The sequence below is a fragment of the Coprococcus aceti genome, from assembly GCF_025567285.1.
Classification (GTDB): Bacteria; Bacillota; Clostridia; order Lachnospirales; family Lachnospiraceae; genus Coprococcus; species Coprococcus aceti.
This window is the reverse complement of sequence record NZ_JAOQJT010000002.1, coordinates 131,127-145,056: the sequence shown is the minus strand read 5'-3', so window position 1 is coordinate 145,056 and position 13,930 is coordinate 131,127. Positions and strand designations below refer to the sequence as shown.

Annotated in this window: 15 protein-coding genes and 1 tRNA gene; 3 read left to right on the top strand and 13 right to left on the bottom strand. The window is 42.6% G+C overall.

Features of this window, described 5'->3' with window-relative positions:
* Positions 1-9: 9 nt before the first annotated feature.
* Both OCV54_RS03090 and OCV54_RS03085 read right to left on the bottom strand, forming a co-directional pair.
* Positions 10-231, bottom strand: a complete 222-nt coding sequence (locus tag OCV54_RS03090; protein WP_055222609.1) for a FeoA family protein — start codon at positions 229-231, stop codon at positions 10-12.
* A gap of 53 nt (positions 232-284) precedes the next feature.
* Positions 285-494, bottom strand: coding sequence for a FeoA family protein (locus OCV54_RS03085; RefSeq protein ID WP_004851067.1), 210 nt, complete (start codon positions 492-494; stop codon positions 285-287).
* A gap of 267 nt (positions 495-761) precedes the next feature.
* Here OCV54_RS03085 and OCV54_RS03080 point away from each other — a divergent pair, with 267 nt between their 5' ends.
* Positions 762-1,136, top strand: coding sequence for a metal-dependent transcriptional regulator (locus tag OCV54_RS03080; RefSeq protein ID WP_022216504.1), 375 nt, complete (start codon positions 762-764; stop codon positions 1,134-1,136).
* 113 nt (positions 1,137-1,249) lie between these two features.
* Here OCV54_RS03080 and OCV54_RS03075 read toward each other — a convergent pair whose 3' ends face one another.
* The 3 genes from OCV54_RS03075 to OCV54_RS03065 form a co-directional block, all read right to left on the bottom strand.
* Positions 1,250-2,134 carry a phosphatidylserine decarboxylase gene (locus OCV54_RS03075; protein ID WP_022216505.1) on the bottom strand — a complete coding sequence of 295 codons (885 nt, stop codon included), beginning with the start codon at positions 2,132-2,134 and terminating at the stop codon, positions 1,250-1,252.
* 94 nt (positions 2,135-2,228) lie between these two features.
* A complete protein-coding gene (locus OCV54_RS03070) occupies positions 2,229-2,921 on the bottom strand; it encodes a CDP-alcohol phosphatidyltransferase family protein (protein ID WP_055222607.1) in 693 nt (230 codons plus the stop codon).
* Positions 2,922-3,023: 102 nt separating this feature from the next.
* The gene (locus tag OCV54_RS03065) at positions 3,024-4,718 is read right to left on the bottom strand and encodes a S8 family peptidase (protein ID WP_055222604.1); all 1,695 of its coding nucleotides are present in this window, start codon (positions 4,716-4,718) and stop codon (positions 3,024-3,026) included.
* A gap of 283 nt (positions 4,719-5,001) precedes the next feature.
* Between OCV54_RS03065 and OCV54_RS03060 the strand changes: the two genes are divergently transcribed.
* Together OCV54_RS03060 and sigE are read left to right on the top strand one after the other, a co-directional pair.
* On the top strand, positions 5,002-5,466 hold the full coding sequence (locus tag OCV54_RS03060) for a sigma-E processing peptidase SpoIIGA (RefSeq protein ID WP_082418048.1): 465 nt from the start codon (positions 5,002-5,004) through the stop codon (positions 5,464-5,466).
* A complete protein-coding gene (gene sigE, locus OCV54_RS03055; protein WP_015534897.1) occupies positions 5,444-6,181 on the top strand; it encodes an RNA polymerase sporulation sigma factor SigE in 738 nt (245 codons plus the stop codon). Before OCV54_RS03060 ends, sigE begins: the two co-directional genes overlap by 23 nt.
* A gap of 102 nt (positions 6,182-6,283) precedes the next feature.
* Here the strand turns inward: sigE and OCV54_RS03050 are convergent, their stop codons facing one another.
* From OCV54_RS03050 to OCV54_RS03015, 8 genes are all read right to left on the bottom strand, one after another.
* Positions 6,284-6,505, bottom strand: coding sequence for a hypothetical protein (locus tag OCV54_RS03050; protein WP_015534896.1), 222 nt, complete (start codon positions 6,503-6,505; stop codon positions 6,284-6,286).
* A gap of 96 nt (positions 6,506-6,601) precedes the next feature.
* Positions 6,602-6,685 (bottom strand) — tRNA-Leu (locus OCV54_RS03045).
* 45 nt (positions 6,686-6,730) lie between these two features.
* On the bottom strand, positions 6,731-7,585 hold the full coding sequence (locus tag OCV54_RS03040; RefSeq protein ID WP_055222602.1) for a class B sortase: 855 nt from the start codon (positions 7,583-7,585) through the stop codon (positions 6,731-6,733).
* A 63-nt stretch (positions 7,586-7,648) separates the two neighbouring features.
* A complete protein-coding gene (locus tag OCV54_RS03035; RefSeq protein WP_022216509.1) occupies positions 7,649-8,101 on the bottom strand; it encodes an NUDIX hydrolase in 453 nt (150 codons plus the stop codon).
* Between the two features lie 121 nt (positions 8,102-8,222).
* On the bottom strand, positions 8,223-9,674 hold the full coding sequence (locus OCV54_RS03030) for a peptidoglycan D,D-transpeptidase FtsI family protein (protein ID WP_082431237.1): 1,452 nt from the start codon (positions 9,672-9,674) through the stop codon (positions 8,223-8,225).
* Complete coding sequence (locus tag OCV54_RS03025) at positions 9,655-11,154, bottom strand: FtsW/RodA/SpoVE family cell cycle protein (protein ID WP_055222600.1); 1,500 nt, start codon at positions 11,152-11,154, stop codon at positions 9,655-9,657. The genes OCV54_RS03030 and OCV54_RS03025 overlap by 20 nt, the downstream gene beginning before the upstream one ends.
* A 23-nt stretch (positions 11,155-11,177) precedes the next feature.
* A complete protein-coding gene (locus OCV54_RS03020; protein WP_055222598.1) occupies positions 11,178-13,532 on the bottom strand; it encodes a peptidase U32 family protein in 2,355 nt (784 codons plus the stop codon).
* A complete protein-coding gene (locus tag OCV54_RS03015) occupies positions 13,522-13,923 on the bottom strand; it encodes a cell division protein ZapA (RefSeq protein ID WP_015534892.1) in 402 nt (133 codons plus the stop codon). The genes OCV54_RS03020 and OCV54_RS03015 overlap by 11 nt, the downstream gene beginning before the upstream one ends.
* Positions 13,924-13,930: the final 7 nt, after the last annotated feature.

Genomic DNA, 13,930 nt, shown 5'->3' with positions numbered 1-13,930 from the left:
AATAAGCTGTTACTCTACCTCTATGATCTCAGCATCAGCTTTACGTATTGATAACTCATAGCCTCTTACAGTAACCTCTACAGGATCACCGAGAGGGGCAACCTTACGAACATAAACCTGTACACCCTTTGTGATGCCCATGTCCATGATACGTCTCTTTACAGGACCCTCGCCTGCAATCTTCTTGACAGTGACAGTACTGCCAATCTTGACATCTTTTAATGTGCTCATGATCTTACTCCTTTTACATACTTTTGTCGTCAGTCAGATACATGTAATCGTACCTATACAAGTATCTTGCTGGCCATATCTTTATCAATGGCAACACGGGAATCTTTGATATTAACTATAAGATTTCCTGCATTCTCTGCCACGACAGTTACAACACTGCCTTCAACAAAGCCCAGCTTTTCAAGAAACAATCGTGTTTTCTCTCTCCCGCCAACCTTTTTGATCACATTGGCTTCTCCCGGTTTTGCAAATGTTAATGGCATAATTGCACCTCCTTAACTAGCAACTTAAACCACTGATTTTCATATCGTGGTTAGTATATACTAACATTAATTAGATGTCAATAATATTAATCATTTTGGACTAATTGAACAAAACACGGCTCTTTTATTGATAAAAAGTGCCTATTTGTCGAAATTCGTATTTCAATTATCAAATTGAATAAAAAATTCATTTATGATATATTATTTATAATTGCTACATTGATACAGATACATTTATAATGTTAAATATAAGGGGGATATATAATAATGTTGACCACGAATGAATCAGTAGAGAATTATCTTGAAACCATTCTCGTTCTCAGCCAGAAGCTTCCGGTCGTCCGAAGCGTTGATGTTGCCAACGAGACTGGCTATAAGAAATCAAGTGTAAGCGTTGCTATGAAGAATCTCAGGGAGATGTGTTATATAGAAGTAAGCGATTCAGGATACATAACTCTCACAGCAGCTGGTAAAAAAATTGCAGAGATGATATATGAGAGGCACCAGCTTCTGTCTTCATGGTTCACAAGTCTCGGCGTTGCAAAAGAGACCGCAGCCGAGGATGCCTGCAAGATCGAACATGTTATAAGCCAGGAGACTTTTGAGGCCATCAAGAGGCATGTGAATTCTACAAATGAATAATATAGAATATAAGTTCTGACACAGACTGGATAAACAACAAAACAGGAACAGCGTATAGCTCCATAGCAAGCTATACGCTGTTCCTGTTTTATATGGAATATATAATATTGCTCTTAACGTACATATCCAACCAGCTCGCCCTGTCTAACTCTGGTCTCAATATCTTTTCTAGAATTCTCAACTATTCTGTCTAAAGGAGCGACTTTGTCCTTCTGGATGAGAAGAATGATTGTTGAGCCACCAAACTCAAAATAGCCCTTTTCCTCTCCTCTTCTGACATCCGTGGAAGCCACATACCTGTTAACTATACGACCAACCAGAAGTGCTCCAACCTCCATATCAATGATGGTTCCCGCATCCTGCGTCCTTATAAGACAATACTCTCTGGTATTTTCTTTGTAAATGTCGTAATATTCACTGGCTATAGGGTTAACTGTGTGATATAAGCCTTCTATACGTCTGACATCAGACTGCTTTCCAGACACGTTATATATGTATCTGTGATAATCATCGACACACAGTCTGAACAGCCACAATTTTCCACCTCTGTAGTGTCTCGCAAGCTTTTTGTCCCTGAGGAGGGATGCCACCGTGTACTCTGAATCCTTTATATTGAAAGTCTGTCGTTCTGTGTCTTCTATATCATATACCGTAAGCCTGCTGTCACATGGACTCACAAAACCTTCATCGGTCATATCTATGGCCCTTGCTCCCGGCACCAGCTTTCTCTTGAAGAAATCGTTATATGAGTCAAACTCATTCTTCTGACACACAGATATATCAATATCATTTTTCTTAATGAATGGGTTGATCATGATTCTGGATAATCCAGTGTCCATGAATCTTCCCACAAGCTTTGACACCTCTGGTCTGATCAGCCATCCCAGCACCATACGACCCGCTCTGTTGCCATATAACAGGCGCAGGACTCTGTCCTGTGTCGATACACACTCATTATGTTTTGATCTTTTGTATATTGCATATTTGTTCTTTATCATATCTTATACATCATCCTTCATCGCTTCTGTATATCCGGTTTAGCCAAATTACTTCTATATCTTTTATTTTTCATAGCTCCTATACACTTATAACTTATAATAGAAGGGATATAAAATAAGGAATAGTTATGATATGACGTCTGACCATGTATCTTATCATAAGCCAAACTACGGCAACTGCCACAATGACAATTATCACCATAAGTTCCTTTGTGGTTGGCTTAGGGTATCTGAAATCTGTTATGAAAAGTATCATTGCAAGTATCATGATTCCATGAAGCAGAATTGGGAAAGAGGATCCAAGTAAAGGTGACGTAACGTATATTATAGGAAGCCCCACCGATATTGCGGTGATCGGCATTCCATGGAAATACTTTCTTCCATCTGGCTGCTCTATGACCTCAGCATCATCATCGTCATTGTTCTTCTTCTCCTCGAGCACGTTATAGTATGCAAGTCTTATCATTCCAGCCAGACAGTACAGTGCAAGAATAACCATTCCAAACGGCGTGTTCATTCCTGAATACCAGCACAATACAACAGGAAAAACTCCAAAACTCACCAGGTCACAGAGAGAATCTATCTGGATACCAAATCTCTTCTCATCCATAGTCCTATCCTTCTTGCTCCTTGCGACTTTTCCGTCAAATGCATCAAACAGACCGGAAAGTGCAAGACACAATATTCCTATGCTAAGGTGTCCGGTAAATGTAAAGAACATGCCTGTGATAGATGACACCAGGCTCATATATGTCAAAATAACTGTATAATTATAAAATCCTACCATGTGTGAAATACCCCGTTTTTTTCTTTTATACTTGCAAAAAGCACGTATGAATCAAATTATACACAATTACTTGACATAAAACCACATCTTTTTGCAAATCTTTCATGCAATTAATCCTTTGAAGCTGTTTTCCATACACACGGTCCCCCAGCCTGTATATCTGTTCGGGTAACTGCCCAGTGAACCGAGAGGCTTTGCTCCCCTTATAAGCTGAGCCTTAACCCTCTCTCCGTACATAAATGGATCGTTCCCCAGGACTATCCCCCATTCCATGATAAGTGCCGCACAGCCAGACACAAATGCCGCCGCCAGCGATGTGCCATCGGCATTTCCGTATCCATACTCACCATAGCTGACAGTCACTCCGACACCCGGAGCTGCAATATCCGGTTTTATGGCATTATCCGACGTAAAACCCCTGCCTGAAAATCCCGTTATGGATGCATTTACCTGATCATAGGCAGCCACCGTTATTATATTTGATGCCGTACCCGGGATCGTGAGGGTTCCATACACCGAAGGATTCTCAAATGCAACCTGCCCCGTCACATAACTGTCACCGGGTAGATACGCATTGAATATCCCATTTGCAATGCTCTTCGGTGCAATCCTCACATGCCATATCCCCTGCTCTATATCCCCGGTCTCAGACTGGAAAAATACATATATGAGCTGCTTGACATTGTAAGGTGAAGGTCCCTGGAATATCCCAAGCAACTCCGTACTCCCATAATACGCCCCGGATACTATCTGTCCCTCCGTGAGATACGCCACAAGGTCGTAGGACGGCGAATAGACGAGCACATCGAAGCTGTCGATATAGTTTTTCCATATCTGCAGGCCAAAGTTTTTCACACCGGCCGCCACCGCAATGTCAATACTCGCATAGCTTACATTTCCAAGCATACCGCTGGTATGCAGTTGTCTTCCACCGTCATTTCCTGAACCCGTGACAACACACACCTTAGCCATCTGGGCCACAGAATTAACAAACAGCTCAAGTGTCGACGTACCATCATGGGCTCCAAAGTTATTTCCATATGAAAGATTTATCACTACCGGAGTTCCAGTCTCCATGCTGTATCTCACAAGTAGATCTATCCCCATCATTATACCTATCGTGTCCGGCAGCGCGCGTTCAAGCGACTGTTCAACGACAATGATCCGGGCTTTTCCCGCCACTCCTATATTGCTCCCGGCGGCCACAGATGCAACCTCCGTGCCGTGCTGCTCTCCCATGACACCGGGCAGCCGCCTGTCCTCATACATTTGCCCGATCTCACTTTGATCATATATCCGTCCAAGGCCATAGCGGTTTGGGTAAGTCCTTTCATAATCTGTATTCTGGTTCCAATACATGACTATCCTGGAGCCGGCGTCATCTGCAAATTCCCGGTTGAGGATATTCACGCCGCTATCTATAATTCCGATACATACGCCTTCGCCTGTGAGCCCATACTTCGACATGAAATTTTCCGTTATGCAGGATATGTATCTGTCATAGGCGACACCCGCACCATAACTGTAATATTGCGCTTTATCGATATAAAGTACCCTCGGCTCCTCCTGAAGCCTTTTTATATTGTAGGAATACACGTTCACTATGGCATATCCCCCGAGCAGATAAACGCAGCTATTCAGAATATCTCCCTCAAGATCATCTATGTCACCGGAATGTCTGATTATCAGCATCCACGAATCATCGGATGCGTTATATCCAAGATAAAGACTGCTGTACGGCATGTAACCATCCGCATCCATGGCAAGTTTAAGTTCAGGGCTTATTTTGTCATCCATACATATACATTTCTCATTTTTTATCATTATATTGCACAAAATATCGCTCTATGTCGCAAATTGTTTGCTTATTTCGCACTTTTTAGGATGTTTTAGCACTTTTCCACATTATCCACAGATTTATACACATTTTTCAAATATATAGTCGTATATTGAAAAACTTAACCACATTTCCATCAACATATTAAAAATTCAATCGAAATATCGATGCTTCATTTATTGTAATACGACCATTTTCTTACCGGCCCACATATATAATTCCAATTGCACTACATGAAAAGAAGTGAATTATTTGAACTTTCTGACAAATGTATTACTAGGCAGACATTCAAGGATCACCAATGCTATCGGTTACCTGGACACAGGTAACACGCTAAGATGCAATCTCACAGGACGCAACGTCGCCGTGACTACATACGCCGTAGCCATCGAACTGGCTCCACCGGAACTGACTCCACTGCTCGATGACTACATCAAAAAACCGTCTTCCATATATGAATATGATTACCGTGATGACATTCCGGCTGGAATACACATAATTCCCTACAATACGATATGCTCCGGAAATCAGCTTATGCTCGCCATGGACATTGACTACATGTTCATCGACAGCTCATACATGGAACACAGACCACTGATCGGTATCAGCCCAAATACATTTAATATACTTCACACAGACAAATGTATTCTTTTAAGCAAATATTATATGAAAAGAGGCAAAAGACATGTTAAACACAATAAGGGGTAACGACTTCAAATTTACTGTTGCCAGCAATATTTCACTGCGCTCCCTGAAAAGCGGCAAAGATATATATTATATTGGAGGAACCGAGGTACTTCCCGCCCCGCTGGAGCCCCACGAGGAGGCCGTGGTCATAAACGAACTCACAAACAACCAGTCGGATTCCGCAAAGAAAATGCTGATAGAGCGAAATCTGCGACTTGTCGTATACATTGCTAAAAAATTTGACAACACGGGTGTCGGAATTGAGGATCTGATATCCATAGGCACGATCGGTCTCATCAAGGCCATAAACACCTTCAAAAATGACAAAAACATAAAGCTTGCCACCTACGCATCAAGATGTATTGAAAATGAGATACTCATGTTTCTCCGTCGCAACAGCAAGCTCAGAACAGAGGTGTCCATCGATGAACCGCTGAATGTTGACTGGGACGGCAACGAACTGCTTCTGTCCGACATTCTGGGAACGGATGAGGACGTAGTTTACCGTGATCTGGAGACAGAGGTAGACTACAATCTCCTCGACAATGCCATATCAAAGCTCTGTGAAAAGGAACGCACCATCATAGAACTGCGGTATGGAATAAACACCATAGGTGGGGTAGAAAAGACTCAGAAGGAGGTGGCTGATCTCCTGGGAATATCCCAGTCCTACATATCCAGGCTGGAAAAAAGAATAATCAAGAAGCTTCGCAGAGAGATAATGAAGCAATACTGATACACACAGACAAATATGACCGGGAAGCTACATACATCCGTTGTTCTGCAGTCTCCCGGTCATAATCTTTCAGTGACGATATTATGTCATTATGACATACTGTCAGTGATGATATCCCGCCATACGTCTCTTGTAATCATCCACTTTATCCCTCAGTTTGGTGTAGTCCTTTTCCTTGAGCTGCCCCTCCTCATTAAGCTTCGTAACCAGCTCATCAAGTTCCTTCAAGGCTTTATGCGCCAGATCCTTGTAGTTGTTCGCCAGATTCATATCCAACTCATTCACAGCCGAATTCACCTGCTGTTTTACTTTTCTACTCATCATAATATATCACCGCCCATTCATTTCAAGATCTTATTCCCACGTATACCAAAAGAGCCTGAAACCCTTGATTCTACTCAGGTTTCAGGCTCAATATAATGCCGGCTGCGGGACTTGAACCCGCACGATGTTGCCACCAACAGATTTTGAGTCTGCCTCGTCTGCCAATTCCGACAAGCCGGCGCTTGCGACATTTGTTATATTAACACATGCCCCATTTAGTGTCAACTACTTATCATCCCCTGTTATCCTTCGCGCAACCACGACAAATCTGCCATCCTCAGTGTGTGAAGCGCATGTTGAAAGTGTGATGAGTTCATCACCGTACTCAGCCGTAACACCGCTGTCATATGATGTGTTTGACTTGACAAAATCAATATATTCATCAAATTTCGCCTTATCCGCAGCGTTAAAGAACTCATAATAATGATAGTGATCCGTGTCATCGTCAGGATATATCTCCGATCGGAATGCACCGATGACCTCGTATGTTCCGGTCTCATACAACGTGTCAAACTTGATATTCTTATGCTTCTTATAAAAGCTCTCGTCCTCATACTGAAGCAGCTCTCTGAACATTATTCCCGACTTCATGTTATGTCCGTATATGAGAACATTGTCCGTTCTGTCATCAAACGGCCTGCAGTTCGTATCTATGAACGGTGTACCCGGATCACTCCAGTTCTTATCGAAGTCCAGATGCAGATAATAATCGTTGTCATCGGGAGTGTACATGACCGGATAATCTATGGTCGTGCCATCGATCGTGAGCCATCCTGCAATATCACTGTTCTTCTCGTATAACTTCTCGAATTTCTTGAGTATCTTCTTCTCGCCATTGTCCTTACTTTTATCCGAGACCTCCACCGTAACCTTTTCGGTATCATCCCCATCGGTATCGAGCATTCCTTTAAGATCATTGAAGTTATTCTGCGCATTCTTCGCAATATAATAATACCTTCCAAGATACGCACCGCTCCAAACTGCTATAAGTAAAAAAACGACCAGTAGTATGTCCAGAACTATATCCTTTGCTGTTCTCTTTTTCTTTTGTTTTGATCTGTCTGCATTCTTTCTGTTCATGTCTTACCCTCAAAAGAAAACTAAAAAGGCTTCTGTACCTGCATACAGAAGTCCTTTTGTTGATTAATAATACTTCTTGTTTCCCCACAGATTCTTTTTCTTAAGATCAACATACTCTGAATATGCCTGTTCAAGTATCTGCTTCTCGTTAGGAAATTTCAGAAGGTGGTAGGCTTCATGGTATTTGTAGTAACCGGAATCCACGAAATACTCTTCTCTCTGTGGCTTGCTGTAATAGCTGTCAGACATCATGAGATACCAATGAACATCCTTATTTACCACATCAAATGCCGTGTTAAAAGTGTAATTGCTCTTTCCCACGTATTTGATTATAGATGCGCTTACACCTGTCTCCTCTTTCACTTCTCGCAAGGCGGTCTCATCGTGCTCCTCGCCCTTTTCAACAGTTCCCTTGGGGAGAACCCATCCTTCGTATTTGTTCTTGTAGTTCTTATACAACAACAATACTTTTCCTCTGAAGATTACCACCCCTCCACAGCTTGTTGCTTCTATCACTGCAATTCCTCCTGTTTCTTCCGGGTGTGTAATTAAAACTTGAAGTCAGTATATCATATGTCAAATTATTTTTAAAGTAAATATGATCACGTATTAATGGCATACGCATCATTTTGTGCAATTATTTCACATAATTATAGTATGCGTCAAAGAGCTGTCTGGCAATATACTTTGCTGAAGCTCCAGTTGAGCTTGCATTCTCAACTATGACACATACGACAATATCCGGATCATCAACATTTGAGAATCCAACAAACCACGAATGTGAATCCATGTTGTCGTTGAACTCCGCAGTACCTGTCTTTCCGGCTATGGTATATGAGCAATCTGCAAATGCATCCGATGCCGTACCATATGATGTTACGCCAAGCATCAGATCCTTCAGAAGTCTTGCGTCAGATGCAGATATGATCTTACCGTAGGTGTTCGGCTTGAATGTCTTTACAAGATTGCCATCGCATGTCTCTATCCTGTCGATGAGATATGGGGACATCATGACTCCTCCGTTTGCTATGGTGCTCATGATCATGGCACTGTGCAGAGGTGTTATAAGTGTGTCGCCCTGTCCTATGGCTGTCTGCGGTATCTCCGAATCATCTGAGGTTGCATTTAACTCGAATACTGATTTTCTGTAATATCCGTCATAAGGAAGATCCTTGTTAAACAGGAACTTCTCACACAGATCCTTGTACGACTGCTTGTTGAGCTTCATTCCTATATTGGCAAATGAAGTGTTACAAGATTTCGCCAGTGAGTCCGCCAGATCCACAGTTCCATGAACCGCATAATCTGAGCAGTGTATCTGTACTCCGTCAAATATATCCTCGCCCTCGCACTCATACGAATATTTCTGATAATTGCTGTTCTCATGAATATACTCCAGAGCCGTGAGTACCTTGAAGGTTGAACCAGGTGGATACAGACCCTGTGTTGCACGATTCAACAGATAAGAGCTGTCGGTATCCTGGGCTTCCTCTATCGCACTGTCTATATAGTTCGGATCAAAATCTGGCTTAGAAACCATGGCAAGGATCTTTCCAGTATCCGGTTCCATAACCACAACAGCGCCGTCATTATATCCCAGTGCATCGTAAGCCGTGCTCTGCAGCGTGGTATTCAGTGTACTTATGACATTGTTTCCCAGACTCTTCTCATTCCTGAGCTTGTTGTATGTCTGCGTGATTATGTTCTGGTTTGATGTCAGGAGATAGTACGCGGAGCTCATCTCAAGTCCCGCCTGTCCGTTGCTGTCATATCCGACAACATGTGCGAACACATTGGAATATGGATAATTTCTGTACTCATTTCCATCATCATCCGTCAATGTCTCCGCAAGGACATTTCCATCGCTGGATATGATGCTTCCCTTCTTTATCTTCTCCGCATAGAGAGACTGTCTCCCATTGTATGAATTGGCGATGAATGTTCTTGAATCCCTCACCATAAACACGATAATATATGCAAACATACAGATAAAGATTATGACAACAAAATATGTTATAACCAGAACAGGCACATTCTTTTTGTCATTTGTCTTCTTGTCCAGAATGTCACTATTCTCCCCAGAATTCATCTGAGTTCGTCTCTTTCCTGTAGTATCCTGTCTTTGCTTTGCGCTGGACTGGCTTTTTCTGTTTGCGTTGTTTTTCACCGCTGTTTGACTGGCCCCTGACCGCAACTGGGGTCTCTGTCCACTCTTCCCTGCTGATACTTTCCTGTCTGACATTTTTATCAACTCCACTGTTCTCTAATACACATATACCCTGAATTATTCCAAATATAATGAGTGTGCTGACAACCGAACTCACTCCATAGCTCACAAGCGGCAGCGTCACACCCGTAGATGGTATGAACTTCACAACACCGCCAACGTTCAGGAATATCTGGAATATGAAGCATATTGTAAAACCAAAGGCTACATTCTTATAAAAAGCATCTCTTATCTTCATCGATATATTGATGAAATATATGAAGCAGCTCAGATACATAAGAAGCAGGCAGAGTCCAAATATAACTCCAAGCTCCTCACATATCGCAGCAAATATAAAATCACTGGACACGACCGGTATCGATGTCGGAAGTCCCTGGCACAGACCCGTTCCCTCGAATCCGCCCGAGCCTATCGCAAACAGACTCTGTGCAACCTGATATCCACTTCCATCTATATATTCGATCGGGTTAAGCCATGCATCAATTCTCATGGTGACATGGCTGAAATGATTCTTCAAAAGCATATATCCAACCACAGCAAGAACCGAACCTCCGAGGCCTCCGCCTATAAGTATGCTGTGCTTACCAGTGGCAAGGTACAGCATCATGACAAATACCATGAAGAAGATCACCGCACCACCGAGATCCGTCTCAGCCACCAGAACCAGCATGAAAAGTCCTGCTACACAGATCGTTTTCATCATATCCTTAAAGTTCTTTGCCTTTTCAAATGAGCTGGCAAGGAAGAATACGAATATGATCTTGACGATCTCCATAGGCTGCATCGATATTCCGCCTATGCTTATCCAGTTGTTTGAACCATATTTATCAACTCCCACATGCGGGATGAACACCGTGCACAGGAAGCCTATACCAAACACCGCATAGAATATATTCCATTTCTTTATCTGCGGGAACTTTACCACGAACAACGGCACAAATGCCGTCACCACCAACATGATCGTGGCAAATATAAACTGCTTCTTCGCCAGGTCAAAATCAAGTCTTGTCAGCATGACATAACCTATGAGAAGAAGGAATGACATATTGTTCGTTATAAGTCTCGATGAGCCCTTATAAATGGCATGATATGAAACCATATATGTTATGGATACTATCATCTGTAGCAGATAAAATATAAGTATGCTCTTCTTCTCATAATGCAGATATAATGTCAGATAGCAAAGAAAATGTATCATGAACACATAAAATATCTGCACATTAAGCGCCCGCCGTTTCTTATCGGCAGGCACAGGCTTTAAAACCGTAAAGCATTTTACGGTGTATAAAACCATAAAAAATATGATCAAATACTTCGCTATCTCCGTTACTATTGTTATCATGTTTCCACCTTTATCAAAAAATCTTAATCGATTCCTTTGTAATAATGTCCCCTGGTATACTGATCTACAGACATGGATACTGCTTTTTCCCCTGACATGGCAAGCTCCAGACTGTCCATTATATCCTTTACTTTATTAGTATCCTCAATTGTAAATTCAATATAACAGTCTTTACCTGAAATACCGGTTTCAGCCAGTCTGTCTATCATATTTGTAGGAACACCATTATATATAATGTTATAGCAGTGCGCACAGTCATTTCTGACATAGAATCTGTTTCCCCTGTCATCCGTCAGGACATTCCGGGACATCTTCCTTGAGGCACAGCCGTTCATGTAATTGCCTGCTATACAGTTTGCAGTGATCATAACCTTCTGATGACCATAGAGCTTTATGAGTGTATCATATGAAAGACCATGTATCTCATCAAGTGTGAGCTCGTTTGAACACATAAAGCACACATCACCCATATTCTCTCTATAGAAATCAAACGCATTATCATTATACGCATAGAGACTGGCATCTGCGATCACGAGTCCCTTATAGTCCAACTTCTTTAGAATTCCCAGCTCATCATAATTTCTGATCATCACACCGTCAAATGAACCAAGTTCACCGGAAAGGCCTGAATATCTGTCAAGCTCTCTCTGCCGCAATACCTCAGGCAGAGCAAGGATCACTCTGAATCCGGCCTGCTTCAATTCATCTGCATATTTTCTGACATTATAATCTACTATTACATTGCTGACCCATTTATAATTCTTAACAATATTTACATGGTCAGCGTCCGACACTCCAACTGTAACACCGTGAACAGTGTTGTTTTTCACATTTTCAAGAGGTCTTTCAGCGCCAGGCAGGCCAGTTCTTACTGCACCGCCATCCCGCCTGTAACTCTGTGAGATCTGCAGTCCAAGCTGTTCAAGCGCCTCCCGCCTCAGGTTGTTCACTGCGCTTATCTGTACAAACAGGTTGTCAGATACATCAGCAGCTATATCCCCGAGCACATAATCTGTACCGCCTGTCTTTTTGATCTTGTCAACTATCTGTGACTCTGTGACAGGCTTGTTAAGTGCCTGTGTACACACAGGCCCCTCGACTGAGACAGAACACTTTCCTTCTACAGTTGAAAGCTTAAGCTCTAATGGCTGATCCGCATACGCACTGACATGTGCAGCGAGCTCTATCTTCCTGTCGGCATTTATTATATTATTCTGTATATCTTCCAGAAGCTTACCGTTTCTTGTACGGTATACATCATTGAACTTTGCAATGTTCCTGAATGACTTCGCCTTAAGTCTGACATTCTTTCCCGCTTTTGCCGCCACATTGCATGTGAGCTCCACATCACCATTTCTGCCTCTTATCTCAAGGACATCGCCTGCGGATACATTCTCGTCAAGTTTTATATCCACATATGGCTTTTCTACCGCATTCACACGCCCAACCTTAATTCCTGTGTGGTTCGGTCTGCTGTTCGCAAGCATATTTTTGCCATTGGATGTGTAATAATAACCTGAGTAGAATCCGCCCCTGTTATATATGTCGAGAAGCTTCTTCTCCTGCTCCTCTGCCAGTTTCTCCACTGATTCGCCCGCCAGATAAGCATCTCTGACCTCACGGTACGCAGTCACGGTTGCAGCCACATACTCTGGCTTTTTCATTCTTCCCTCTATCTTGAAAGAATCAATTCCCGCATCTATGAGCCTGCTCAGACTCTTCAACATGCACATATCCTTCAGGCTGAGCATATACTCATTTACATCATTTGAGGCATATTGCTTTCTGCACGGCTGGGCACACCTTCCCCTGTTACCGCTTCTTCCTCCGGCAAAGCTGCTCATCAGGCACCTTCCGGAATAGCTGTAACACATCGCTCCGTGGACAAATGTCTCCACCTCTATATCAACATTTTTCTTGATCTCTGTGATTTCTGACAATGACAATTCTCTCGATGGCACAAATCTGGTCATGCCTATGCTTTTCAGAAACGCAGCACCCTGTGAACTGGACACGCTGAGCTGTGTACTTCCATGCAGTGGAAGGTCTGGAAACGACTTGCCCAGAACGGAGACAACTCCCATATCCTGTACAATTATCCCATCCACGCCCTGCCTGTAATAAGGCTCCACATATGATGGGAGCCTTTGTATCTCTTCATTCTTAAGCAGTGTGTTGATCGCCATATAGACCTTCACTCCGAATCTGTGACAATAGTCTATGGTATCAAGCAATTCTTTTTCATCAAAATTACCGGCAAATGCCCGGGCACTGAACATACTGCCTCCAAGATATACCGCGTCTGCATATGCATTGACTGCAGCTCTCACCGCCTCCGTGTTGCCCGCCGGCGCCAAAATTTCAGTCTTATTTAACATTTTTCTCCGCTTCAAGTTTTATGATCTGTCTCTGAAGTTCACTTATCTTCTCTTTGTATTCCTCTATCATCTTCTGTGCAGACTCATACTTTATCTGCACCTCGATAACCTCATGTCTCAGATCATATATCTGCTTATCCTTGTCGTCATCCTCGGTGAGCATCTGATTGACCTGATCCTTTGCCTTAAAGTAGTCATCGGCTATATTCAGTGCAAGCAAAACATTCTGATACTCTGCGTTAAATCTCCTGTACGCCTCAGATGACTGACATTCTGCTATCTTGCCATTGATATATGTCGCCACATTCTGGAGATAGTCCTCGCTCTCCTGGCCACTCAATGTATATACTTTATTGTTGATTACCACCTTGATATCATTCTTCTGTGCCATATCCCAT